Annotated in this window: 19 protein-coding genes; 9 read left to right on the top strand and 10 right to left on the bottom strand. The window is 40.5% G+C overall.

What is annotated here, in order from left to right; translation table 11 throughout:
• Positions 1 to 92 precede the first annotated feature (92 nt).
• A complete protein-coding gene (locus tag WKK05_RS26510) occupies positions 93 to 701 on the bottom strand; it encodes a hypothetical protein (protein ID WP_341526023.1) in 609 nt (202 codons plus the stop codon).
• A gap of 193 nt (positions 702 to 894) precedes the next feature.
• On the bottom strand, positions 895 to 2,151 hold the full coding sequence (locus WKK05_RS26505) for a TetR family transcriptional regulator (protein ID WP_341526022.1): 1,257 nt from the start codon (positions 2,149 to 2,151) through the stop codon (positions 895 to 897).
• Between the two features lie 288 nt (positions 2,152 to 2,439).
• Here WKK05_RS26505 and WKK05_RS26500 point away from each other — a divergent pair, with 288 nt between their 5' ends.
• Complete coding sequence (locus WKK05_RS26500) at positions 2,440 to 3,297, top strand: fatty acid desaturase (protein ID WP_341526021.1); 858 nt, start codon at positions 2,440 to 2,442, stop codon at positions 3,295 to 3,297.
• On the opposite strand, the gene WKK05_RS26495 is transcribed toward WKK05_RS26500, so the two are convergent.
• Positions 3,294 to 3,794, bottom strand: a complete 501-nt coding sequence (locus WKK05_RS26495; protein ID WP_341526020.1) for a methylated-DNA--[protein]-cysteine S-methyltransferase — start codon at positions 3,792 to 3,794, stop codon at positions 3,294 to 3,296. The two genes, WKK05_RS26500 and WKK05_RS26495, sit on opposite strands and share 4 nt — an antisense overlap.
• Positions 3,795 to 3,961: 167 nt before the next feature.
• Between WKK05_RS26495 and WKK05_RS26490 the strand changes: the two genes are divergently transcribed.
• Together WKK05_RS26490 and WKK05_RS26485 are read left to right on the top strand one after the other, a co-directional pair.
• A complete protein-coding gene (locus tag WKK05_RS26490; RefSeq protein ID WP_341526019.1) occupies positions 3,962 to 4,882 on the top strand; it encodes a ribonuclease D in 921 nt (306 codons plus the stop codon).
• Between the two features lie 362 nt (positions 4,883 to 5,244).
• Positions 5,245 to 6,084 carry a tetratricopeptide repeat protein gene (locus WKK05_RS26485; protein WP_341526018.1) on the top strand — a complete coding sequence of 280 codons (840 nt, stop codon included), beginning with the start codon at positions 5,245 to 5,247 and terminating at the stop codon, positions 6,082 to 6,084.
• 108 nt (positions 6,085 to 6,192) lie between these two features.
• Here WKK05_RS26485 and WKK05_RS26480 read toward each other — a convergent pair whose 3' ends face one another.
• Both WKK05_RS26480 and WKK05_RS26475 read right to left on the bottom strand, forming a co-directional pair.
• On the bottom strand, positions 6,193 to 7,758 hold the full coding sequence (locus WKK05_RS26480) for a sodium/solute symporter (protein WP_341526017.1): 1,566 nt from the start codon (positions 7,756 to 7,758) through the stop codon (positions 6,193 to 6,195).
• Between the two features lie 130 nt (positions 7,759 to 7,888).
• Complete coding sequence (locus WKK05_RS26475; RefSeq protein ID WP_341526016.1) at positions 7,889 to 8,164, bottom strand: DUF485 domain-containing protein; 276 nt, start codon at positions 8,162 to 8,164, stop codon at positions 7,889 to 7,891.
• Positions 8,165 to 8,889: 725 nt separating this feature from the next.
• Here WKK05_RS26475 and WKK05_RS26470 point away from each other — a divergent pair.
• Positions 8,890 to 9,498: a site-2 protease family protein gene (locus WKK05_RS26470; RefSeq protein WP_341526015.1), complete on the top strand. Its 609-nt coding sequence runs from the start codon at positions 8,890 to 8,892 to the stop codon at positions 9,496 to 9,498.
• A 120-nt stretch (positions 9,499 to 9,618) separates the two neighbouring features.
• On the opposite strand, the gene WKK05_RS26465 is transcribed toward WKK05_RS26470, so the two are convergent.
• From WKK05_RS26465 to WKK05_RS26455, 3 genes are all read right to left on the bottom strand, one after another.
• On the bottom strand, positions 9,619 to 11,010 hold the full coding sequence (locus WKK05_RS26465) for a hypothetical protein (protein WP_341526014.1): 1,392 nt from the start codon (positions 11,008 to 11,010) through the stop codon (positions 9,619 to 9,621).
• Positions 11,011 to 11,523: 513 nt separating this feature from the next.
• Positions 11,524 to 13,194, bottom strand: coding sequence for a phosphatidylglycerol lysyltransferase domain-containing protein (locus WKK05_RS26460; RefSeq protein WP_341526013.1), 1,671 nt, complete (start codon positions 13,192 to 13,194; stop codon positions 11,524 to 11,526).
• A gap of 3 nt (positions 13,195 to 13,197) precedes the next feature.
• Positions 13,198 to 14,139 carry an alpha/beta hydrolase-fold protein gene (locus tag WKK05_RS26455; RefSeq protein ID WP_341526012.1) on the bottom strand — a complete coding sequence of 314 codons (942 nt, stop codon included), beginning with the start codon at positions 14,137 to 14,139 and terminating at the stop codon, positions 13,198 to 13,200.
• 586 nt (positions 14,140 to 14,725) lie between these two features.
• Here WKK05_RS26455 and sfnG point away from each other — a divergent pair.
• Both sfnG and WKK05_RS26445 read left to right on the top strand, forming a co-directional pair.
• Complete coding sequence (sfnG, locus tag WKK05_RS26450) at positions 14,726 to 15,823, top strand: dimethylsulfone monooxygenase SfnG (protein ID WP_341526011.1); 1,098 nt, start codon at positions 14,726 to 14,728, stop codon at positions 15,821 to 15,823.
• Between the two features lie 150 nt (positions 15,824 to 15,973).
• Positions 15,974 to 17,176, top strand: a complete 1,203-nt coding sequence (locus WKK05_RS26445) for an SfnB family sulfur acquisition oxidoreductase (protein WP_341526010.1) — start codon at positions 15,974 to 15,976, stop codon at positions 17,174 to 17,176.
• A gap of 153 nt (positions 17,177 to 17,329) precedes the next feature.
• On the opposite strand, the gene WKK05_RS26440 is transcribed toward WKK05_RS26445, so the two are convergent.
• The gene (locus tag WKK05_RS26440) at positions 17,330 to 18,307 is read right to left on the bottom strand and encodes an alpha/beta hydrolase-fold protein (RefSeq protein ID WP_341526009.1); all 978 of its coding nucleotides are present in this window, start codon (positions 18,305 to 18,307) and stop codon (positions 17,330 to 17,332) included.
• 426 nt (positions 18,308 to 18,733) lie between these two features.
• On the opposite strand from WKK05_RS26440, the gene WKK05_RS26435 reads away from it, so the two are divergent.
• The 3 genes from WKK05_RS26435 to WKK05_RS26425 all read left to right on the top strand — a co-directional run bounded on the left by WKK05_RS26435 (position 18,734) and on the right by WKK05_RS26425 (position 23,052).
• Positions 18,734 to 19,654 (top strand): lysylphosphatidylglycerol synthase domain-containing protein, encoded by a 921-nt coding sequence (locus tag WKK05_RS26435; RefSeq protein WP_341526008.1) that lies wholly within the window; start codon positions 18,734 to 18,736, stop codon positions 19,652 to 19,654.
• 206 nt (positions 19,655 to 19,860) lie between these two features.
• Entirely contained in the window at positions 19,861 to 20,619 is a 759-nt protein-coding gene (locus WKK05_RS26430) for a hypothetical protein (RefSeq protein ID WP_341526007.1), read from the top strand.
• A gap of 543 nt (positions 20,620 to 21,162) precedes the next feature.
• A complete protein-coding gene (locus WKK05_RS26425) occupies positions 21,163 to 23,052 on the top strand; it encodes an aspartate kinase (RefSeq protein WP_341526006.1) in 1,890 nt (629 codons plus the stop codon).
• A 35-nt stretch (positions 23,053 to 23,087) separates the two neighbouring features.
• Here the strand turns inward: WKK05_RS26425 and WKK05_RS26420 are convergent, their stop codons facing one another.
• Positions 23,088 to 24,887, bottom strand: a complete 1,800-nt coding sequence (locus WKK05_RS26420; RefSeq protein WP_341526005.1) for an ATP-binding protein — start codon at positions 24,885 to 24,887, stop codon at positions 23,088 to 23,090.
• Positions 24,888 to 24,932 lie beyond the last annotated feature (45 nt).

Genomic DNA, 24,932 nt, shown 5'->3' with positions numbered 1-24,932 from the left:
CTTTGCAAGGCTCAATATAAGCTCATTTAGCATATTCATAATTGAGCAATAATTATATGTGTCATCTCTATTTTTTAATTATGAATAAATTCCTAGCTTATTTTGGAGAAACGAATCCGCTCAGGATAAATACGAAAAGAATCAAAGAAGTTAACAGATTCTGTAGTTAATTCATTTTCTGTCACAGCTCCCATAAAATAAAGACGCTGATTAACCACAAATGCACGATATTGCCCTAAGGTTCCATTGGAGTGTTCCATCAGCAACTCCAAACCAGGGTGTCCATCAATTACAAGATTGGTATTTCTAATAACCTTGCCAGTAATACCAATAGTTTCGCGCATTGCACTTTGCAAAACTTGTCGAATCTGCGGAATAGGTATTCTGGAAGCTTCAGGAAAGTCTCGGTGTATAATAGTGTAGGCTGTTGAAGTATTATCACTCAGAGATATCAATTGCTCGTCTGTATTTTTTGTGACTATTCCTGGCATGAAAATTTTAAAATCCCGCTTCGGCCCCCAATAAGTAGCGTTTTGAGCAACTAAAATAGGCTGTTCTGTCTTCTGGGTATTAGTATTAACAGATACTAATCTACTCGAAGATATGGGTTGATTAACCAAGGCTATTGCTGGGTTCTGCGTTCCAAGAGTCAATGCAAAATAAATGAACGCAATAGTTTTTGGAGAATTCTGAAGTAGCATGGCTTTCTCTCCTTGTCTTAAATTAATATCTCTCTGTTGAACCACAATTATGGATTTACCATTAAGGCAAATATGAGTTCAAACCTCAGTTTTGGCTCAGAGAATAGTTCAGAGAAAAGTTCACTCAAGCTACTATCTTCCAGTAATTATTGATACCTATAATGCTTTGCTGCTGAGTAAAAAGTTAGAAGGCTTATCCTGGCTTTTGATCTAAACGAATTGCTTGCTCTAATGCCGCCTTTTCTCTAGCTCTCTTGGCATAAGGCTGTAACTGAGAGCGATCGCAAGCAGTAAGAATGCTCAGATTTTCTAAGCTAATCCCTCGCATTAACATTTCTACACACCAAGTTTGATTTGCCTGAGCGATCGCTGGTGGTTCTCCTTGAGGCGTTAACAGTCCCTCAGTCCATCCTAGCCAGCGTACCTGAATCTCTAACTCAGAAATTGGTGCGCCTATTTCGTTAAGAAACATAGCAGAATGAGTATCCTTGCGGCTTTTTAGCCATTTAATTAAGGGGTTATTGGTATAGGAACCATAGCGTTTGCCCAAAATCCATTGATTCACTGGTACTTGACGGACGCTTCCTGGGGTTGTGATTTGGAGGAAATGACCTTGCTCATCGTAGATTTGTTGCGATCGCTGCAAGCTGACTATTTCTGACACAGATAACCCAGCACCAAATAACACGTAAGCCAAGGCATAATCTAGTACTCCTAATTTTTTAGCTTGTTGCAAAATTGCATGAACTATACCAGCAGGCAAGTCAGCCACTTCTGTAGTAATGACACCTCCTAGTAAAGAACCTGTTGTGAATTCTGTTGGAGGTGACATTGCTCCGTGTAAAAATAATTCCACCAAATTCTCCAGAAAATCATCCCGATCCTCCCAAAGTTCATGAAATTCACTGGTGAATTCAATGACGGCATATCCCAAAATCATCCCATTTAACAAACTTGCTAATTTTTCTGCTGGGAGATAGGTATTTAAGTCTCCTTGCCGGATTACGGTAGCCAAGTATTGGGCAACATAGCGATTTGCCTCTGTTACCCCCCTTCCCAGGGCGCGGCGATTCTCTGCCGGGAATTGGTCGGCTTCACCCACCACAGACCGGACAAACTCTGGCACACGTTCTAATGCGTGCAAGCTGTCACTTGCATAATCTTTTAAAGCTTGGTAGACATTACCAGGAGGAGTTGCCCGCCGTACCAGCGACTCACCTAAATCTTTGAAAGCTGCGGATTCTTCCAGTACAGCCAAAAGCAACCCATGCTTGTTGCCAAAATGCCGAAATAGAGTCACTTCATTAACTTCTGCTTTTTCAGCAATTTGGCGGGTTGTTGTAGTACTGACTCCGTGAGCGCTAAATAACTCTAGTGCCGCTTGAATCAAGCGCTGACGAGTTGAAAGGGGTTGAGACGACATAAATAAAAATGCAAGTGCCACTTGCATAAATTTAGGCGAGTTGTTAGCATTACAAATGTAAGTGATACTTGCTCTAATTTACCCTTTGGCTATCTTCTTTGGAGACGCTCTTCGGTAAGTGCAGCTATGCCCCCAGGGTTTAATGCCAGTTCCTTGGATAGGGAAACCCACCTACCTTTGGGAACTACTTGCCGAACAGGACTAGACTCGCGGTGCAGGCTTAGTCTAACGTACTGGTGTAGAGGGTGGGTAAATCCCTTATGGGGTTGTACTTAAAAAAGCAAATTGCTTCATCATTCAAAAACAGGAATTTTTATGACGGCAAATCTTCCGGTGATCGCCCCTGAGAGAGGAAATTCACTTCGGCTCAGGTGGATAAATGTGGCATTTTTTGCGACATTTCATGTTATAGCTCTCTTGGCACCTTGGTTTTTTTCCTGGTCGGCACTAGGTTTACTGCTGTTTCTCCACTGGTTGTTCGGGAGCATTGGCATTTGCCTGGGATATCATCGACTGCTGAGCCATAGGAGTTTTCAAGTACCCAAGTGGTTAGAATATGCGATCGCCACCATTGGAGCTGTTGCTCTCCAAGGAGGGCCCATTTTTTGGGTTGGTGGACACCGCCAGCATCACGCCCACACTGAAGATATCGACTTAGACCCTTACTCTGCTCAGCGAGGCTTTTGGTGGAGCCATATCCTGTGGGTTTTATACCCTCGTCCAGAGTTTTTTGACTATGAAGTTTATCAAAAATATGCGCCCGACTTAGCAAGACAACCTTTCTATCGCTGGCTAGATCGCTACTTCCTACTCTTGCAAATTCCCTTCGGGTTACTACTGTATGCTTTAGGAGGCTGGTCTTTTGTAATTTACGGCATTTTTGTCAGGTCAGTCTTACTCTGGCACTCCACATGGTTCGTGAACTCTGCATCACATATGTGGGGTTATCGCACCTTTGATGCTAATGACGGCGCTCGTAATCTTTGGTGGGTATCCCTCATGACTTATGGCGAAGGATGGCACAACAACCATCATACTTATCCCCACATGGCCAAATCTGGATTGTTATGGTGGGAAATAGATATGACTTGGTGGAGCATCAAAGTATTGAAGACTTTAGGTTTAGCCAAAAAGGTAGTATCGACTCCTCCGCAACGTGCAAATCATGGCTAAATAGCCAAACCTTCATGTTTGAGTAGCCAACGTTTCCGTTCTAGACCACCTGCATATCCAGTAAGTGCTGCACTTGCACTGATAACCCGATGGCAGGGAAGCACTATTGCGACTGGATTCAAAGAATTTGCGAAGCCGACAGCACGATAAGCAGTCGGCTTCGCAATTTTCGCTGCTAGCTGAGCGTAGGAAATTGTTTTTCCCCACGGGATAGTCCGTAGCGCTAGCCAAACCTGCTGCTGAAAAATAGTACCCCCAGTATTTACAGGCATATCATCTAAGCTGTGGCGATCGCCATTTAGATAAGCCTGAATTTTGCTACTCAAGCCCTGTGGGTTTTTCGTATCCTGAAAATGGAAGCTGCGGTAACGACGCTGTAGAAGTTTGAGCATTCTTTGCTCGTAATCCGCAAAGTCAAGCGCACAAAGATTCTTCCCGTCAGAGACAATCAGAATTGTTCCGATTTCTGAATTGATTTTGTCAATTAGGAATTCCATGATATTCTCGTGACTTCAAAAAGTCAATGTATGTCAATATACAGCTAGACCATAATAGCTAATATCCAAAATTAATTTTCTCCTATCTCAAACAATACTAATAAAATGTTAAGTTGGGAGATTGTGGCTTAAATTATGCCTACTCAAATCTCAGAAAATATTAGCTAATGCCTTATCTTACTTCCGCTAGCGAAATCCGTGGTGCGATCGCTGAATATACCGATGCTAAAATTCTGTGGATAGATACAGAAGTTGTTGATTATAAAAGCCGTAATCCCAGACTTTCGCTGATTCAGGTATTAGATGATCCTCAAGATATGAGTGGCGATCGCGTTTATCTTTTAGATGTCCTAGAACAGCCTGATACCATAGCTGACTTTATTGAGCAAATCATGCTTAATCCTGATATTGAAAAAGTATTTCATAATGCCAGTTATGATATAAAGTTTCTCGGCAGCAAAAAGGCTAAAAATATTACTTGCACTTTAGAAATAGCCAAAAAAATCCCTTATTACCTCTTACCATTACCTAACTATCAACTCAAGACTCTGGCTACAGAACTTTGCAGCTTTAACAATATCAGCAAACAAGAGCAAACCAGCGATTGGGGCAAGCGTCCCTTGAGTGAAGAACAAATAGAATATGCTTACCTAGATTGCATTTATCTCGCTCAGGTACACTTGAATTTATTAAATTTGCAAGCTCAAAGCAATCCTGATCCTGTAACAGAAGACTTAACTTTACTCAGTAACAGATACACTCAACTTGAAGAACAGTGGAAACTGTTGAATTCTGAATTTGAGCATTTGCAAGAGCGATTGAAAAAAGCCATGCAGGCTCAAAATATATCTGAAACATCTTATTGTAAACTGAGTAGTTACGAGCGCACCACAGTGAAAGTGACGTTTACAGAATTAGCCAAACTAGCACAAACTAAAGGCATTAATTTAGATTTCCCCATTACACTGACTCAAAAACTCCAAAAAGATTTAGGACAAAATCTAGAACAACTGTCTGTAGATCTCGATAAAACAACCGCTTGGCGACTGACTGCTAAAACTCAGGAAAATGATTTTGAGGATGAGTAAATGGCAGAGATTGCCAAAGCTGTTATAAACTATCGAATTATTGCTAAAAATAAATCTTAATATTTTTAAAATATTTTTTTTAAGAGTATCAAAAAAAACATAATCAACAGTGTCACACTGCCTAAAAATCTACTTACTGCAAGTAGAATGATGAAGACAGGAAAGATGCAGATGAAAAATTTGATACTTAAAAGCTGACAATTTATCCTTAAAAGAGCCGTGAAATAACTAGTGTGAATATTAGCAGGTGTTATTAAGTGAGTTTACACCTCTATCAAAAGTTAGAATCATTCTTGAGTTGCAGAACTAATTTGATTTAGATACTACTTTCATCCAGGTGTAACGGTGGTTAATCGCAAGTTATGAGATGGCGCTTATTTGGGCAAAAGCGAACAAGAATGAGCAAAGCATTTACCATAATTGTTTTTACGGTATTGACTGCGATTTTCAGCGTTTCTTGCAGTAGAAACAGCGATGTGCTGGTAACAGAAGTAGGAGTTAGTCCTCCTAGTCGTCGTTCAGCTAAAACATCGAAAGCTGAGAAATTCTATCTTCAGGGGCAGGCTCAGCACGTTAAAGGCAATTCGCAAGCAGCGATCGCATCTTACACTAAAGCGATTAGCCTGAATCTCGAATATGGGGCTGCCTACAGGAGTCGGGGACTGGCTCGTTTTGATACAGGAGATAAGCAAGGAGCGATCGCAGATTATAACCAAGCACTTCGCATCAATGCCAACGACGCCGAAGCTTACAATAACCGCGGAAATGCCCGCGCCTCTCTAGGAGACAACAAAACAGCAATTGAGGATTATAACGAAGCAATTCGTCTTGCTTCCAACTATGCCGAAGCTTACAATAACCGCGGAAATGCTCGCGCTGCTCAAGGAGATAGAAAAGGGGCGATAGATGATTATAGTCAAGCGATTCGCCTCACTCCCAACTATGCCATTGCTTACAATAACCGCGGCAATGCCCGCGCTGCTAATGGAGATCCACAGGGAGCGATCGCAGATTACAATGAAGCGATTCGCCTTAATCCCAACTTTGCCCCTGCCTACAATAACCGTGGTAATGCGCGTGCTGTCAATGGAGACAAAGCAGGTGCGCTCAAGGACTTACAACAAGCAGCAGCTATCTTTCAAAGACAAGATAACAAAGACTTATACCAACAAGTGATGAATAATATCCAAGAGCTAAAATAGTCAAATTAGGGGATTGGGCATGGGGCATTGGGTATTGAGTATGAAAATTAGATATTAGAAGAACTAGTCCCCAGTCCCCAGTCCCTTATCCCCAGTCCCTAGTCCCTTTTAAAAACCGATGTGAATGCGATCCTCAACTTCTGCAAACTTATCCTGTGCTTGCTGTTCAGTAGTCAATAGCGAGACGACAATCGCCACAATAAACGCAAGTGGGATACTGACTAAGCCAGGATTTTTTAGTGGGAAAGGTGCAGTCGCGTGCTTCAGAATCGTAATCTGAATAGTGGGCGACAAATAAATCAATATTAAGGAGGAGAGAGTACCCGCTAACATACTCGCTACCGCACCGATGGTAGTGAAGCGTCGCCAAAGCATTGATAGCAGCAATGCTGGGAAGTTTCCACTGGCGGCGATCGCAAATGCTAAACCTACCATATAAGCAACGTTCTGCCCTTTAAAGAAGATACCCAAAAGTATCGCAACTAACCCCAAAATCATTGTCGCACCGCGAGCCACCTTCAGTTGTTCTGACTCATCAGCATGACCTGATCGCACTACATTCACCCATAAATCATGGGACAATGCCGCTGCACCTGAGAGTGTCAACCCTGCGACTACTGCCAAAATCGTAGCAAAGGAAACAGCAGCAATAAAGCCTAAAAAGGCATCACCACCGAGAACTTCTGCCAACATCGGTGCAGCCATATTACCACCAGTACCAATTTGCTTAATGGCATCTTGACCAACTATTACCATTGCTCCAAAGCCAAGGATGAAGGTAAGCAGGTAAAAAACACCAATAAAAGCTGTAGCGTAAGTAACAGAGACCCGCGCGGTCTTAGCATCAGGCACAGTATAAAAACGCATTAGGATGTGAGGTAGCCCAGCCGTACCGAACATCAACGACATCCCCAAGGAAATAGCATCGAAAGGATCAGAAACCTGTTTGCCGGGAGCTAATACACCCTTATACTGATCAGCGGCGGCGGCGAATAAAGCTAGTGGGTTAAAGCCAAATTTTGCCAGCACCAAAATAGCTAGTATGATAGTCCCGCCTAACAACAAAACTGCTTTGATAATTTGTACCCAAGTGGTAGCTATCATCCCACCAAAAATCACGTAAGCCATCATCACACAACCGACGATGACCACGGCTAATTCATAATCAAAACCAAACAGCAGCTTGATTAGTTCTCCAGCCCCTACCATCTGAGCAATTAGGTAAAAGCTAACTACTGCCAATGTCCCAATAGCAGACGCGATTCGCACAGGTTTTTGTTGCAAACGATAAGCTACCACATCGGCAAAGGTGTACTTGCCTAAGTTACGCAGTGGTTCGGCAATTAAGAACATGACAATCGGCCAGCCCACCAGGAAACCGATAGAATAAATTAAGCCGTCAAAACCATTTAGTGCCACCAGCCCAGCAATCCCTAAAAAGCTAGCGGCACTCATGAAGTCTCCTGCTAGAGCCAGCCCATTTTGGAAACCGCTAATTTTACCGCCCGCTGTGTAGAAGTGTGCAGTACTTTTGGTAAGCTGTGCTGCCCAGTAAGTAATGCCCAGAGAAGACGCAACAAATACAAAGAAGAAAGCGATCGCCAAAGGGTTGAAGCGACCTAAATTAGTAATATCCGCTACCGCCAGTGGCAAAGCGCACCAAAAACTATTCATGCTTATTTTGGGTTTGATATTTTGAATTTTGGATAAGAAATTGCCAAGCTATTAAACATTTCAATTACACGCTGACTCGTGGAATTCTATTAAAGCCAGTAGTCAAGGGTTAAAAACTGTCGAACTTAACTCACTTGCGTGATAAGCGTGCAATTTGGGCATCATAACTACTATTTGCCCAGCGCACGTAGATAAAAATTAACACCCATGCCGAAACAATCACTAGCATCCCCAGCAAAATGCCAAGGCTAAGTCCTGGAACTACTAGTGACCCCAACAAGGGCTTATTGAATGCAATTAACAAAATAAAGCCAAAGTAAATTAACATCATGACTCCACTTAGGAGCAGGGATACCCGCCAGCGTTCAGCCGCGAGAGCCTGGAGAGCCTTTGTGCGATCGTCCATATCTTCCTCTAGGTTGAGAAGATTCAGATTGTCCCATTTAAGTCTATTTTTGTGTAATTTTCTTAAAGATTATTAGTAAATATATTGTTAGCTTAAGTAGTAAAATTTACTATGTATATTTCTTGTTTGTATAATTTTTAAAAAAATTATACATCAATCATAAAATTTATTACGTGTTAATAATTAGAGTAATAAAAGACTTAAACCCTAAAATGCCCTTTTGATGATAAATAAAGAATTTTAGATACTGTAATTTAGCCAAATTTGATTTAAAAAATATACCAAAAAATACCCTAGTGATTTACTTAATTACTGTAATAACATTTGTATTAAGAGCTTGTTATTGCATACATGGGTCATGGCTAGGATATAGCAAATTATGATACAAACAAAGATTTGGAATGATAGCTTTATTTACGTTGTTTTCTATTGGGGACTAAGCTGCTATTTCATCTAGCCCCATTATTGTGCGATCGCATAGGCTTTATTGTCAATAATCATTACTAATTGACAAAATTTTTAGCTGGTTATCAATGTACGTCTAAAGCCGATATCCATTTCTGGACAAGGATTATAAGCAAGTTACCTGATTTTAACTTAAATGCGGAATGCAGGTTTAAAAACTTGTAGTTCTCAACTTGGGTCGTTTATTAGTGCGCGACGCTTAAATATCTGATTTTTTTAAGTACGGATTTCGGCTTAACCAATACCATAAGCAAAAAAGTATGTTTATTCAAACACTAATCACAGAACCAATACATTTTTTCAGAATTATTGTAATTGTCATATTATCCATCACTTTACATGAACTTGCTCATGGTTGGGCTGCAATGAGTCAGGGAGATAACACTCCACAAAAAACTGGTCATCTAACTCTGAATCCTGTAGTTCACATGGGTAAAGAATCGCTAATTTTTCTTTGCCTCACTGGTATAGCTTGGGGACAAATGCCCGTAAATCCTTCTAAATTTCGCTCTGCGAAACTAGGCAATATTTTAGTATCCGCAGCCGGGCCATTGGCAAATTTGGCTTTAGGTATCCTATTTATTCTGCTGCTCAAACTTTTCTTTAACCCTAATCTTACAGGACTAGTGAGTCTTGAATTTCTTTACCTAGCAGCTCAGATAAATTTGTCTTTGTTCATGTTTAATCTCTTACCAATTCCGCCACTTGATGGCTTTCATGTCTTCAGCGAGATTTTTCCACAGTTAAAGCCATTGCAATATACCCAATTTGGATTATTTGCGCTGATGCTTCTATTTATAATTCCAGATTTTGGGATAGGACTTAGTAGCTTTGCTGATTTAGTCATCCAGTTAGCAACTGGAATGTAATCTAATCTAAGAATCCTATTTCATTGAGAAGAATTTAAATTAGAAACACGGTATTTTTAAAATACCATGTTTCTAATTTTAGATAAATAGTTTATAAGTAAAAAATCAGGTTTTTAAAACCTAACTTTCTACGTTTGCAACCAAACCTTTGCTATAGTACTCAGTTTTTCCATAAATGCTGATAATACTATCGCCAACTTCAAAAAATGTACCTTGCTGCTCATTTTTAGAAAACCGGAGGTTGGGATATTTAGCAGCCAGTTCTTCAGCAGACATTGCTGGTGATGCCATTTCATCAGGCAACATTCCAGTGCAACCAATATAAAATACTAAGGGATAAATTTTATCTTGGTAGATTTTTTCTGCATATTGCTCTAGCTTCGTATTTGCTGCTGTCAATGCTGCAACTATTTCGTCTTTACTAATATGCTTACCAGATTGTTTATCTAGTAATAACTGCGCTAAATTATTAGCACCAACTTTAGTAAGAATAGCTTTGACAGTTCCAGTATCATCAAGTCCAATAAAATCATCAAGAATTGGTTTCATCAATTCATCGACTTTAGTTATATTAGTACGGGATGATAGTAGTCTGTGTCTAAAAGCAATATTTTCATTGAATGCCATTTTCCAGTTAGGCTTGGTGAAAATTTCCCCAGTTTCTTTATCGTAAACACGATACATCCTATCTAAGAATTTGTTGGCAGAATATAACTTGCTAAGGTTGAGAATATCTTTACTACCAATATCAATTTTATAGCTGACTCGTGATTCAAGTGTACCATCAGCCAGAGCTTCTGTGATGTTGTTGTATTCGTTAGTTGTAGGGAAGTTGAGATAAACTTTTTTTGACAAATAGTGCTTGTTTAACTCCTGTAACTGCTCTGGTACAAATACATCTGATTCCTCTTTTAGGTAAGCAGAAATAATACTAGAGAGTACTTTGATTTCTGCTAATTGATAGAACAAGCCATCAATATTGCTATAATGTTTACCAAAGGGTACAAGTGGCAATTTATCTAGCTGGATACTATATTCAGTATGGAAGTCGAATACTTCTGCATCCAGTACGCCTTTTTCTTTGAGTAAATCAAAAGCTTTTTTACTACTAATTTTGACCTTTAATGACTTAACATTGATTTTCCCGTCACTTACAATCGTGTAATTATTAAAGGTATTTAAGTCATTTGCTAGTAATCCTGCTACCTCAATAATAGGAATTTTATCTTCAACTTTGGCAAGCTTAACTTTACGTTTCACAAGCATATTGATAGTTGCGGTATTGTGATTGAATTCAAACTCACCCATACCGACATACTCAGCATTATCTAGATATTCTGTTCGCAACCAAGGTTGAGTTACTTCATGATTTTCATTTCTAACTCCTTTTATTCTTTTGATACCTTTCCTTTGATAATTTTCTTGCAGTTGTTTGATGTTTATAATAATGTTTTTACGATATTCTGCAAAAATATCGATGAGTTCAAGCAGAGAAATTTTGTTATCTGCCATATTACTACCTTCCTCATAAATGTTACTAATCATTGACAGCTAGTGTTACTAATGTTTACTTTTTTAATTGATTTATCTTATGTAAGCTGGAAAAGTAAACACACAATAAATAAACGTTAATATTGATGCCAAATAAATGTTATGATTGGCATATGTAACATAAATATTGTGTAAACTAAATAGAATCTGTTTAAGTTGCGTTATTTGACACGAACCTAGAAAAATTCATGATAAGTGCGTAGCAGCTTTACCCAACACACCTTAGCTTTTATGTTTTTTAATGTTGAACTACTTGATAGTTGCGTTTATCTTTATAAGTAGATAGACATAAATAAATTAAAGTTTGTAGCTTGTGCTTTAGCGCTAAAGGGCAAACTACGAACCACAGAATATCTTCTATTTAATTATATCCTTTGTATAGTACAATTGTATCATATAAATTAAGTTGCGGCTAGTTTATTGCTGCCCTTGGCGCGATCACAATTTAAACACAGTCAAGCTAAACTCAGCAAATCAGGCTCCGGGTTTGAAATAGTCGAGGAGGCGATCGCCTGAATCTGCGCGAATCAGGGCTACAACCACTTCCGGTAAGGCAGTTAAGTTGGGATACACAAGATAGCGTGGTTCCCAACTGGGACGGAACTTTTCTTTGTAGGCGTGCAAGCCTTGGAAATTATAGAAGCGATTCAAATGCTCGTAAAGATAACCCAATACTTTTTCTAAACGGCGCGATTCCGAGTTGTCTCCAACTCCAGCGAGGGCAGAAAGCCCAAAATTAAAACTGTCATAGCCTTGCTCCTTAAAATGTTGAAGCAAGGAAATAAATAGAAAGTCCATCGTGCCATTCTCGATAGAAGGGCGATGTCGCATCATGTCGATAGTGACTTCGTTGAGCTGGTATTCTTGGAGAATATTAGCAAAAGCGCTAATCTCTCCTTCGGGAGTATGCACCACAGCAATTTCTGACTCTCGCAGATATGCTTCGTCAAACCAACCCAAAGAAAAGCGTTTTTCTGAACCTTGTACCATTTTCAGCCATTCATCGCTCACAGGTTTGATTTGGCGCAACAAGTCATCAGCGATTGGCGGTTGGTAAAAGCTTATTTGGTATCCTAGTTTAGTCAAACGATTGATTGATGGTCTGAAGTTTTTACCAGCTTTACCTTGTAAGGTAAAACTTTTTAAGTCAACGATCGCTTCTTCTCCAATCTTGAGTACTCTAAACCCTAGCGATTTGTAAAGCTCAAGATCATCAGGCAAAGTTTGGTAAAAGCCAGGATACCAGTCATTGCGCTGACAAAATTGCTGGAAGGCAACAATTACCTCTTTGCGGTCTTCAATCGGGCCTATGGGATCTCCTAAAGCGATCGCACCCCGTCCCTTTGGGACATAGGCGATTACACTACTACCTGATGGGCTAAAATAATAACTTTTATCATTTAAGAGTGTGAATGCAGCTAAAGAAGAACAACCATAATGCTCGACAATTTCTTTAGCTTTTTGTCGCTCAGTTGCAGTGACTGGGCTACGCAAAAACACAGGTTGCAACAACATCACCACTGCAAATGTCATAGTGCTTGCTGCAATAACATAGATAGAATTAGCAAAAAATTCTCCAAATCGGCTCTTAGGTTGCAGTCCCCAATTATCTTCAGTGAAGAACATCGCCAAAGTCTGGAGTATGGCTTCATGCCAATCAAAATTATCAGAAAATTTACCGTCTAATAAATAAAATCCAATTGTTCCATATGCCAGAGTAAATAGTAAAGCGCCAATCAGCACCCGGACTCCCCGCGCAATCGAAGGGCGGTCTGATTGTGCCGTAAAAAGATGGCGCATCTGAATTAATTGCATCAACAAAATACCAGATAACACACTTTCTTCGTAATCTAGTCCTTTTAACAAATGGCTAACAATTGAAACAACTAGTAAACTAATAGTTAATAGCCAAGCAACTCTTTTTCGTCGTAATAAGTTAGTTGCTAGTGTTAACAAGACGAAGCCTGTTAATGCTGCAAAAATATGACCACTTGCACGAATTTCAAATGGCAATAATTCTTTTAAAACGTGATTTCTTCCATACAGATTAGGTGTCACTGCTGACAACAAATTTACTACTCCGACTAAACCTGTAAGGAAAGCTGCACTCCAAAGTCCAATCCGAGTTTTTAAATTATTTGTCATGTGTCATTTGTTATTCGATTTATAGTTAGAACTCGTAGCTGATAACTTGGAAATTTCATTAAACTGTTCTCCTACATAAAAAAGTGAATCTTTGAGATGTTTATGGAAGTAATTCCAGCCTACATCTGCACCAGACAAACCATGCCCTCCTGGAAAAGCATAAAATACGTGAGCAATTTTTAACTTGTTTAAGGTTTCGTTGAAAGCTTTGGTAGAAGCCAGCAAATTTGTATCGTTAATACCCGCATCGAGATACACACGCAATCGCTTCCTATCTTTAACTGGTAGTTGTTGCACAATTTGTTGTGGGCTATTTTGTGAACCGCTATTATCAGTAAAGTAACCGCTATGGCTAAATAAAATATTGAAGTTGTTGAGATAGCGTAACCCGATATTAAAAGCCCCCCATCCTCCAGAAGATAGACCTCCCAGCGCCCAAAATTGGGGTTCTTGTAATGTGCGGTAGCGCGACTTCACAACTTGTACTAATTCTGAACCAATCAAAGTTCCTACTTTACCATTAGGCCCATCAAAATAATCAGGGTCGTATAAAGGACTTGAACCACGATTATCATTACCGTCAGGTGTAATTACAATTGATGGTGGTAATTTTTTACTTTGATAAAGTTCATGCAGTACGTCTAAAACTGCATATTTGTCAGCATAAGCACGAGCATCATCATGTCCCCCATGTAATAAAAATATTACTGGATAGCGCTTTTGAAGATTTTTATTATAACCAGGAGGCAAAATCACGCCATAGTTGCGAACTGCACCCATAGCTTGCGAGTTGAAGGTTGCTAACTGAAATTTAAGCCCAGTATCTGCTTCTTCTTGAGGTGGGTCTAATTGCGGCGCACCAAGAACGAACACATAGTAGTAACCAGCCGCGGTGAGGATGGCGATCGCTCCTACTAAGCCAATTATAATTTTAGAAATTTTCATATTTTTTGAAGTTTTCCAATCAATCGACCTCCATTCAAAGTTAGCAAAGAAAGCCGGAAGACAAAAGGTATAGAAAACATTTGCCTTATGCTATCGGTTTAAACCCTCTGCCAGTCATCTAGCCCGAATGCAACTATACGGCTCCAGCTAACAGGTTGAATCAGTACTGAAAACTTAACTAGTACTTATTAATACTTATTAAGTTAATTGCTTGTTGTCAATATTTGTTTTTAAGAAGATTTGCCAAAAAATCCAAATTTTGTGATTTATTGCCAATTTAAGGCATATTGAATTAAAAATTGGACAATTTAACGAGAAACCTTCTAATATTTCTTTTTTAGCAATATTTGGTTAATTTATTCAGAAAAAATAAAAATTTTATTACAACACTTGCTCTTTCTAGAAGAATAAACTACTGTAACTCTATAGATTTGCAGGTGTTTACTTGTGACAGTACCTAAGTAATCCAAAATTGTTAAACACTTGATTGTTCACTTAAAACACTGTCAAGCAACTGTCAGTTATAAGACCTAATAGTTTGAAGTAGCTTGTTGCATACCCTATCTAGCATTTATGAAGGTATCACATGGTTGATATTAGTTTTGCATATTGGGTTCCGAATGTCAGTGGTGGTTTAGTAGTGAGTAAAATCCCTCAACGCACTGATTGGACTTATGACTACAATGCGTGGCTGGCGCAAACGGCTGAAGAAGTAGGCTTTGACTATGCCTTAGCACAGGCTCGGTTCATTGCCAGCTATGGTGCAGAGTATCAATTAGAAGCCCTGACAACAGTGGCAGCGCTGGCTCCTGTAACCAAAAAACTGAAGCTGATTGCAGCTGTACATCCAGGTTTGTGGCATCCAGGTGTAGTTGCGAAAATGGGCGCTTCTATTGATGCCATTTCTCAAGGGCGGTTTGCGCTTAACGTTGTTAGTGGTTGGTTTAAAGATGAATTTACAATCTATGGAGAACCGTGGCTTGACCATGATGAGCGCTATCGTCGCTCTGAAGAATTTATTCGCGTACTCAAAGGCTTGTGGACTGCTGATGAACCTTTCCATTTTCGGGGCGATTTCTACCGGATTAATGGCGGTTGGGTGAAGCCCAAGCCCTTGACTCAACCTCATCCAGAAGTATTCCAAGGCGGCAATTCTAAAGCAGCACGGCGCATGGCATCGCGCGTATCTGACTGGTACTTTATGAATGGCAACTCAATCGAAGGAGTACGAGAACAGATTCAAGAAGTGTCTGCATTAGCAAAAGCTGAAGGACGTACCATCAAGTTTGGACTTAACGCCTTTGCATTAGTACGAGATACAGAAGCCGAAGCCCATGCGGTGCTAGAGGAAATCATTGCTAAAGCTGATGCAGAAGCAGTACATGGTTTTGGCGAAGCAGTGAAAAATGCCGGCGCTTCTACTAGTGAGAAGCAGGGTATGTGGGCAAATTCCAAATTTGAAGACTTGGTGCAATACAACGACGGATTTAAGACGGGCTTAATTGGCACTAAAGAACAGGTAGTAGACCGTATTCGTCAATACTACGAAGTCGGTGTAGACCTATTTTTGCTTGGCTTTCTGCACTACAGCGATGATTTGCCTGCCTTTGGTCAAGAAGTGATTCCCTTAGTCCGGCAATTGGAAGCAAAACGTAAGTCAACAGAGAATTTGGTGGCTGTTTGAACTGGGGGCTGAGGACTAGGGACTAGGGACTAGGGACTGGGGACTAGGAAGAATTATTGAAGAAGTCTCTCCTTTTTCTCCTCCAAATTCTAATACCCAATCACCCAATACCCAATCACCAATCACTAATCAAAATAAGGAAAAGACACTATGACTTTTACTGCTCAAGAAAAAGCGCATATTATTCAAAGTGATGAAGAAGCGATCGCCATAGCCAAACAGTTAGCAGCTGAATTCGTCGTCGGGGCTGCACAGCGCGATCGCGAACGCCGTTTACCTGCGGATGAAATCAAAAAGTTCTCTGCTAGCGGGCTTTGGGGCATCACCGTACCCAAAGAATATGGTGGTGCATTTGTATCGAATGTCACTCTAGCAAAAGTTATCAAAATCATCTCAGCGGCTGATCCCAGTATTGGTCAAATTCCTCAAAATCATCTTTATATAGTTGAAAGTATCCGCTTAGATGGCTCTGAGGAAGTTAAACGGTTCTTCTTTGACCAAGTGTTGCAAGGTAAGCGCTTTGGCAACGCTTTCTCAGAAGTCGGAACTCGTGATGTCAACGATGTTAAAACTCAGTTGACACCAACTGATGATGGCAACTATGTGTTGAATGGCAAGAAGTTTTACTCTACAGGGGCGCTTTTTGCAGATTGGGTTCCAGTTGTGAGCAAAGATGAACACGATAATACTGTAATTGCAATTGTAGAACGGAATGCACCAGGTCTGACAATCATTGATGACTGGTCAAGCTTTGGTCAACGCACCACTGCTAGCGGTACAACAATTCTAGAAAATGTGAAAGTACCGCGTGATTATGTTGTGCCTCACTACAAAGCATTTGAACGCCCCACAACTCAAGGGCCTATTGCTCAAATCATCCAAGCAGCAGTAGATGTGGGTATTGCGAAAGCAGCATTGAAAGACACAATTGAGTTTGTGCGTAACCATACTCGCCCTTGGATTGATAGCAATGTAGAACATGGATATGAAGACCCCTTGTTGATCTACAAAGTGGGTGAGTCACAAATCAAAGTACATACAGCAGAAGCACTACTGCGGCGTTCAGGTGAATTTATTGATCGGGCGATCGCACAACCCAGTGAAGAAAATGTCGTCGCTTCGCAAATTGCTGTAGCAGAAGCCAAAGCCGTTGCTGAAGAAGCTGCTCTTTGGACGAGTAACAAACTATTTGAATTAGCAGGAACTCGTTCTACACTCAATCAGTTTAACTTGGATCGCCATTGGCGCAACGCTCGCACCCATACCCTACATGACCCTTCTCGTTGGAAGTATTATGCTGTAGGTAACTACTTCCTTAATGGTGTGAATCCTCCTCGTCACCCTTGGTTGTAGAAGTTTTGACGCTTACACAAATTTCTTGGATGCAATTTGGCATTTTTTACCTGTGCAGACAGCTCCTGCACAGGTTTTACTTTTCTAGTTTAAAAATCAATCATAAAGCCTACAAAAGTTCTGAATTCTAAATTTGACTTCTAAAATTCTGCTTTAATAATTCTGAGTACTTTTAGACTGATGATAGCCTAAAGTATGAGATGTGCTTGCTATCTGTGAAACTCGAAATTGCTCACCGACAAATGTCAAAGAATCTGCTAAATGTTCTCGCCAGTATTGCCAAGTATGACTGCCAGGAAATTGACGAAACTTATTATAAATTTTTAATTCATTTAGAACTTTCGTAAATCGTTCAGCTTCATCAATTTCTTCCAAATCTGATGTACCTGAATCTAGATAAATTCGTAATCTTTTTTTCGCTTGTAGTGGAATATTTCTGATATAAATTATTGGGCTATTTTGTGGGCCGCTTTTGTCTTGAAAGTAACCACTATGACTAAATAAAATCGAGAAGTTTTGCAAGTTATGTAATCCCACATTCATTGCACCCCAACCACCAGAAGACAGTCCACCCATAGCCCAAAAATTTGGATTGGGTAGTGTACGATAACGGCTTTGCAACACTTTCACCAGTTCATCCCCAACTGCGGTAGAAACATTACCGTTAGTTCCATCAATATATTGAGGATCCCAATAGCGGTTAGAACCGCGTTTGTCATTACCATCTGGTGTGATGATGATACTGGGTGGCAACTTACCTGTAGTGTAAAGTTTTTCTAGAGTCTTGAGAGCTTGCCCTTTTTTATCGCTAAACCAATCATCGGGATTGCCGTGTCCACCGTGGAGCAGAAAGATTACAGGATAGCGTTGTTTTGAGTTTTGCTCATAACCAGGAGGTAAAGAAATCCCATAGGTGCGACTTCCACCCATAACTAAGCTATTGTAAGTTTCAATCTTATAGGTTAAGGGAGTGGCTAAGACTCCAGTATTGGGCTGTGGCGGTAAAAGGGAAACCCTTGTTTGTAAATCTGATTGTTGGGGTAGTTTTGCTGCCGCACCTTGCGAGTAATGACAACTAACTAAAGTTAAAACGGAAACTACTAGTAGAATTTGAGGATTTTTATAGTTCATTGCTTGAGATTAATTATAAAATTGCTTCCAAATCTGCATCTCTGCTATAGCGATTTTCATTTGAATGAGGCGCATAGATGTTGCGACCCTACTGTGTTTATCTGTATGGCTTTGCTGAGTAAAACAATGAATTTGTATGTATCACGCAGAGGCGCAGAGACACAGAGAATAAGAGTTTGAGGATTGAATTTTTGACCTTTCATACTTAAATTCAGCAACGCCTATGTGTAGTTAAGGATTTTTTCTGTACTTTAACCATGTGAGAACCGCTATATTAACGGCATCATCTGTGTTTACTAACTCGTGCTTGACTTCAAAAGCTTACGCCAACAATTTGTCAATCCTGTGTCAAGGTGATGGAAACTTTACGACTGATGTAAGTTAAGAATCAACAGTCAAGATAGTTCTTCACTTAAGACTTTTGCAATGCTCAATAAACTGCGAATCAATCTCAGTTCTGTGTTTGGCTTGTTGCTGCTGGTACTTTCTTTATGGGCGATCGCTAACGAGTTGCATGAGTATAATTATCATGATGTCCTGAAATCTCTAGCAGCCATTCCTAAAAGCCGCTTAAGTTGTGCAATTTGGCTAACAGCCTTGGGATATTTAGTAATGATTGGGTACGATATCTTAGGTTTTAGCTATGTCAGCCGTTCTTTGGCTTGGAACAAGATAGCCCTTACCAACTTTATTAGCTCCGTATTCAGCAATACTATAGGTTTTGCTTTATTGACTGGTAGTGCTATCCGTTATCGATTTTATGCCAGTTGGGGAGTGTCGGCACTAGCGATCGCTCAAGTAATTGCTTTCGCCAATTTCACTTTTTGGTTGGGGATGTTTGCTGTTGCTGGGTTCTTATTTATCACCAACCCCTTAAAAATTCCCACACAATTACATTTGCCTTTTACAGATGTACGTCCTATCGGTGTAACTTTTATACTGTTAGTTGCCGCCTACTTGTTGGCAAGTATTTTAATTAAACAACCATTGACCATTCGTGGGCAAGAATTTCGCTTTCCTTCTTTGAAAATATCTATTGCACAGATAGCAGTTTCCAGCCTTGACTGGATTTTGGCAGCAGCAGTTCTTTATGTTGTGCTTCCCAATAAGATACCTTTGTCTTTTCTTGATTTTTTAGGAATTTATTTACTAGCAATGTTTGCAGGTGTTATTAGTAACGTCCCTGGCGGTTTAGGTGTATTTGAAACTGTGATTTTGCTAATTCTCTCCTCTAAAGTTTCGGCGGCTGCAATTTTAGGTTCAATGCTAGCTTATCGCGGAATATACTACTTCTTACCTTTGCTCATAGCAGCAGCTTTACTAGTACTGTATGAATTTAAACGCTGAACAGAGAAAATTACTAAGTAAATGTAGTGACTTAAAGTGCTAAACACCATGTATAGTCACGGGATTATTGTATCATGAAATGTATTTATTAATACAAATTTATAGCTATTTTGAAGCGATCGCAAAACTTTTCAGTTTACTAAATATCAAATACCAAAGAAAAGATAATATGCTAAACAACACCATATATATAAAGAGTAAGTCTCGTGGCATTTATAAAAAATCATTTATTCAAGTTCTCAGCAAAATATTTATCAAAAATTACCGTTTTAATAGCACTTCTTCCGTTACCAGTTAAAGCAGCTACATTTTTAGTAACTGAACGCGCTGCTTTTGAAAGCAATGACCAGATTAACTGGTCAAGTTTGGGTTCTACTTTTACGCCTTTACCTAACAGCTTTTCAGCGACATCTCAAGGTGGTTTAGGACTCCGTGTAAACATACCTTCAACTAATAATCCTCTAATTACCCAACCATTTGTCTTTCAAACCTCCGATAACCCCGGAGGTATTCGGACTAATTTCGCCAACGGCGATTATATTCTCTTCGCTGGTATCGATGTAAGAGCTTTTGGGCCTAATCCTCCTCTTCCTACAAATGGCAATCCTGGGCCTGTGACTATTAGCTTTGATCAGCCTGTTTTTGGCGCTGGTACTCAGATAGTTGTAGATGATGTTTTTGGGTTCGACACATTTGTCTCAGCTTTTGATAGTACCAATAACCTTTTGGGTACTTTCTCAGCTCCAGGAACTTCGTCATTGTTACTAGATAATTCAGCAGTGTTCCTGGGAGTCCGTAGTGACATTGCCAACATCTCGCGACTTGTGTTTAGCACTTCTGCTCAGCAATACGGCGTAGCCATAAATCAAGTGAGTATTATTGCAGTTCCCGAAGCAAACCCTACCTTAGCTATATTAATTTTAGGAACTTCCAGTGTTATTTTGCGACTACGCCAAAGGGCTTAAAATTTATGTATATCATGATAAAAGTTAAGATCCAAGAACTTAAACTCTGAGTTCTAATTTCGAAATTCCCAGTTCTGGAGTTGAATAAGGATCTTGTAAAGGCGATGTCTGACGACAAGCCGCAGAGTATAATTCATTTCGACTAAACAGCGTCGATTTTGAGGGAAAAATAGCAGCTTACGAATATGTAGCTTTTGAATAATCGTTCAGAATTGTTCAGAATCTTTCAAAAATGTCTAATCGTGGCAATCTAGACATCAAAAAACATAGATTCAAAACTGATAGCTATAAACCGCTAACAGAAAGAATTGCTATTGGAGTTACCAAGTTAATCGCTGAGAAGATTAAATCTATTGACAATTATCCATAACTCTGCATATAAGCTCTAAAATAAGCGCTAGACAAGGTAGACCAATTATAGAGTTAATTATGATGGGGTATTCGGCGCGATATTTTAGTAAACTAAATAACTAATAAGCCTTCAATGCTTCCTAACCCGGCGGGGGCGTTAATGAAAGCAGGCACATTGATTTAATAAAAGTTATGGCGCTCATAGTTCAGAAATACGGTGGTACATCTGTCGGTTCAGTCGAACGTATTCAAGCTGTTGCAGAACGCGTTTACAAAACAGTCAAAGCAGGAAACTCTGTTGTCGTAGTAGTTTCTGCGATGGGAAAGACCACCGATGGACTCGTCAAACTAGCTAATACAATTTCTCCAAATCCTAACCGCCGGGAAATGGATATGTTGCTTTCCACGGGTGAGCAAGTAACCATTGCTTTACTCAGCATGGCATTGCAAGAACTCGGACAACCAGCAATCTCTTTGACTGGCGCTCAGGTAGGAATTGTTACCGAAGCTGAACACACCCGCGCCCGAATTTTACACATTGAAACTGAGCGCCTAACTCGCAATCTTCAACAAGGCAAAGTAGTTGTAGTAGCAGGTTTTCAAGGTATCTCCAGCACTGAAGAATTGGAAATTACAACTTTGGGGCGTGGTGGCTCTGATACTTCAGCGGTGGCTGTAGCAGCAGCGTTAGGGGCAAATTTTTGTGAAATTTATACAGATGTCCCAGGAATTTTAACTACAGATCCTCGCCTAGTTCCTGAAGCTCAACTGATGGATGAAATCACCTGCAATGAAATGCTGGAACTAGCTAGCTTGGGTGCAAAAGTGCTGCATCCCCGTGCGGTGGAAATTGCCCGTAACTATGGTGTTCCCTTGGTTGTTAGGTCTAGCTGGACAGATACCCCAGGTACTTGGGTAACATCGGTCAAACCTCAAGGGCGATCGCTGATAAATTTGGAAATTGCTCGTCCGGTAGATCATGTAGAATTTGATACTGACCAAGCAAAGGTTGCCCTGTTGCGTGTACCCGATAAACCAGGGGTTGCAGCAAGGTTATTTGGAGAAATTGCCCGACAAAAAGTAGACGTAGATTTGATTATTCAGTCAATCCACGAAGGTAACAGTAATGACATTGCCTTTACTGTGACAACACCGATATTAAAGCGTGCAGAAGCAGTAGCAGCAGCGATCGCCCCAGCACTGAGGAGTCAATCCAACCCTAAATCTGACGAAGCCGAGGTAATAGTAGAGCAAAACACTGCCAAAGTCAGCATAGCTGGTGCAGGAATGATTGGGCGTCCGGGAGTAGCTGCCAAAATGTTCGCCACCTTAGCAGAAGCTGGGGTGAATATCCAAATGATTTCCACCAGTGAAGTGAAAGTTAGTTGTGTAGTTGATGCAGTAGACTGCGATCGCGCTGTCAAAGCACTCCAGGCTGTGTTTGAGATAGAAGCAAAGGAGCAGGGAGCAAGGGGACAAGAAGGACAAGGAGGACAAGGGGGACAAGGAAGAATTATTGAAAAAACTTCTCGCTTTTCTCCCTACTCCCCCACTCTCTCACTCCCCCCCTCCACTCCCTCAGTTCGCGGTGTTGCTTTAGATATGAACCAAGCGCGTCTTGCAATTCGCCAATTGCAAGACCGGCCGGGGATGGCGGCAAAGTTGTTTGGATTATTGGCACAACACAATATTAGTGTGGATATGATTATCCAATCTCAACGCTGTCGAGTAATTGATGGTGTTCCCACGCGGGATATTGCCTTTACGGTTTCGCGAATGGATGGGGAAAATGCTAAAGAATTGCTTTCGCAAGTAGCTGAACAATTAGGATGGGGTGAAGTTGTTTTAGATAATGCGATCGCGAAAGTAAGTATTGTCGGTGCAGGTATGATCGGACAACCAGGTGTTGCGGCTAAAATGTTTGAAGCGCTAGCTCAACAGCAAATCAATATTCAAATGATTGCTACTTCAGAAATCAAAATTAGCTGTGTCGTAACACAAGACCAAGGTACTAAAGCTTTACAAGCTATTCACACTGCCTTTGGGCTAGCTGGTAGCGAGAAATTTGTAGTGCCTGCGTAGATTAGAAGATGGCGTGTTTTAACTGGGTATGTAGATTAAGTAGACAATACTTTAACCGATTGTAACCGAATAGGAAGGGAAACTATGAATTCTGTACCACTACCTACTTCAGATTTACAAGTGAGTTGCCCTCCGTGTTTCTCGACTACAATCTGATGACTAATTGAAAGTCCCAACCCAGTGCCAACACCTCTAGCTTTAGTGGTAAAGAACGTCTCAAAAATTCTTTCTAGAATTTCAGGCGCAATACCAGAACCATTATCAGCAATCCGGACAACCACACAATTGTTGTCCTGGCGCTCGGTAGAGATTTCAATTAGTGGGCGGTCTTGATTGTCGTGCTGTTCTTCCAAGGCATCAAGTGCATTGTTAATAATATTCATAAACACTTGATAAAGCGAGCCAGAAAAACCTTGAATGCTAGGAATGTCACCGTAGTAGCATTTAACTGTAACTCCCTTTTTGATACGGCTGTTGAGGATGAGTAACGTACTATCAATGCATTCGTGTAGATTCACAGCATGAGCTTCTACTTCATCTAGTCGAGAGAAGTTCTTTAAGCTTAAAACAATCTGTCGCACGCGCTCAGCACCAAATTTCATCGAATGCAAAACTTTTGGTAAATCTTCTTGCAAAAACTCCGCATCAATTTCGGTGGCATAGTCTTGCACTACGGGAGGTGGACTTGCTATCTCTTGGCGATAAGTTTGTAGTAGTCCCACTAAATCATCTACATATTGAATAGCAGGATCTAAATTGCCGTAAATAAAATTTACCGGATTATTAATTTCGTGAGCGACGCCAGCTACCATTCGTCCCAAGCTAGACATTTTTTCAGTTTGCAGTAATTGAGCTTCTTGCATTTGCTGTTGCTGCACGGCGGCTGCCTTCTGTTCTGCTAGTAGGGATTTCACCCGTTGTAAGAGTTGGTTAAAGGCAGTGGCAAGTATCCCAATTTCGTCTGTGGTAATGATGGGGGCTTGCAGGTCAAAGTTAGATTCTTTCGTAACCTGCTGTGCAATATTAGTCAGCGATTGGATGGGATGGGTAATAGTGCGACTCGTCAACAGAGCTAAAAGAGTGGCTATCAGCACAGACAACAGAATGCTGGCAACAATCAGCCGAATCCGTAGTTGCTCTGCTAGCTGGAAAGCAGTTGCCGCTATTTTCAAATCCTCATAAGAATCATTAATAACGCTAACCAACTCATCAGAAATACCGTCAAACTTGAGCGCTAACTCACTATTTGTAAACTTCAACAGTTGTTGTCGAGCGGTTACAACTTTCGCATCAGTTAAAGGGGATAAATCGAGTTGCTGGAGTAGTTTCGCTAATTCGCGAGTATAAGTTTGTGGTACACCATTATAGGTTTGCAGAAACTGGGGAATATGGTCAGTATGATTTTCTTTAAGATAATCGTTAGTTTTAACATAGGTTTCGAGTTCAGACCAAACCCGCTCAATTTCAGGCATATGTACTTTAGTAATATGACCATATTCCTCCTTGTACAAGTCTGGTGTTGCTGCCAATGGAATGAGTTGCTGTTGATGGGTGCGAGTCTGGAGGATACCTGTCTGCAAACGATATAGCAAATTGAGTTCCTTAAAGGCGGTTTCTTGTCGATGTAACGCCTCTCGCTGATAGTGGTCTCCCAGAAGTAACCCAATCGTGGTTCCTAAAATTCCCACGCCGAGGGCAAGAGCATAGCCACATTTAATTTTGCTGCCAATACTAAGACCGTTGAGAATCGGTGATAACCAGCTTTTTACGTTGGACTGTATGACGATATCCTTAGAAACTGGCGGTAAATCTGAAGGTTGATTCTGAGAAGCCATAATGATACTAAACGCAACAAGAGTTAACTCTTACCTAGAGTTCCC

The sequence above is a fragment of the Nostoc sp. UHCC 0302 genome, assembly GCF_038096175.1.
GTDB lineage: Bacteria > Cyanobacteriota > Cyanobacteriia > Cyanobacteriales > Nostocaceae > UHCC-0302.
The sequence above is the reverse complement of the archived record's forward strand: the minus strand, read 5'-3'. Positions and strand labels throughout refer to the sequence as shown.

What these genes read in the sequence shown, in the direction of transcription:
- WKK05_RS26510 (WP_341526023.1), bottom strand. Translation starts at nt 701, where the DNA reads ATGCTACTTCAGAATTCTCCAAAAACTATTGCGTTCATTTATTTTGCA.
- WKK05_RS26505 (WP_341526022.1), bottom strand. Translation starts at nt 2,151, where the DNA reads ATGCAAGTGGCACTTGCATTTTTATTTATGTCGTCTCAACCCCTTTCA.
- WKK05_RS26500 (WP_341526021.1), top strand. Translation starts at nt 2,440, where the DNA reads ATGACGGCAAATCTTCCGGTGATCGCCCCTGAGAGAGGAAATTCACTT.
- WKK05_RS26495 (WP_341526020.1), bottom strand. Translation starts at nt 3,794, where the DNA reads ATGGAATTCCTAATTGACAAAATCAATTCAGAAATCGGAACAATTCTG.
- WKK05_RS26490 (WP_341526019.1), top strand. Translation starts at nt 3,962, where the DNA reads ATGCCTTATCTTACTTCCGCTAGCGAAATCCGTGGTGCGATCGCTGAA.
- WKK05_RS26485 (WP_341526018.1), top strand. Translation starts at nt 5,245, where the DNA reads ATGAGATGGCGCTTATTTGGGCAAAAGCGAACAAGAATGAGCAAAGCA.
- WKK05_RS26480 (WP_341526017.1), bottom strand. Translation starts at nt 7,758, where the DNA reads ATGAATAGTTTTTGGTGCGCTTTGCCACTGGCGGTAGCGGATATTACT.
- WKK05_RS26475 (WP_341526016.1), bottom strand. Translation starts at nt 8,164, where the DNA reads ATGGACGATCGCACAAAGGCTCTCCAGGCTCTCGCGGCTGAACGCTGG.
- WKK05_RS26470 (WP_341526015.1), top strand. Translation starts at nt 8,890, where the DNA reads ATGTTTATTCAAACACTAATCACAGAACCAATACATTTTTTCAGAATT.
- WKK05_RS26465 (WP_341526014.1), bottom strand. Translation starts at nt 11,010, where the DNA reads ATGGCAGATAACAAAATTTCTCTGCTTGAACTCATCGATATTTTTGCA.
- WKK05_RS26460 (WP_341526013.1), bottom strand. Translation starts at nt 13,194, where the DNA reads ATGACAAATAATTTAAAAACTCGGATTGGACTTTGGAGTGCAGCTTTC.
- WKK05_RS26455 (WP_341526012.1), bottom strand. Translation starts at nt 14,139, where the DNA reads ATGAAAATTTCTAAAATTATAATTGGCTTAGTAGGAGCGATCGCCATC.
- sfnG (WP_341526011.1), top strand. Translation starts at nt 14,726, where the DNA reads ATGGTTGATATTAGTTTTGCATATTGGGTTCCGAATGTCAGTGGTGGT.
- WKK05_RS26445 (WP_341526010.1), top strand. Translation starts at nt 15,974, where the DNA reads ATGACTTTTACTGCTCAAGAAAAAGCGCATATTATTCAAAGTGATGAA.
- WKK05_RS26440 (WP_341526009.1), bottom strand. Translation starts at nt 18,307, where the DNA reads ATGAACTATAAAAATCCTCAAATTCTACTAGTAGTTTCCGTTTTAACT.
- WKK05_RS26435 (WP_341526008.1), top strand. Translation starts at nt 18,734, where the DNA reads ATGCTCAATAAACTGCGAATCAATCTCAGTTCTGTGTTTGGCTTGTTG.
- WKK05_RS26425 (WP_341526006.1), top strand. Translation starts at nt 21,163, where the DNA reads ATGGCGCTCATAGTTCAGAAATACGGTGGTACATCTGTCGGTTCAGTC.
- WKK05_RS26420 (WP_341526005.1), bottom strand. Translation starts at nt 24,887, where the DNA reads ATGGCTTCTCAGAATCAACCTTCAGATTTACCGCCAGTTTCTAAGGAT.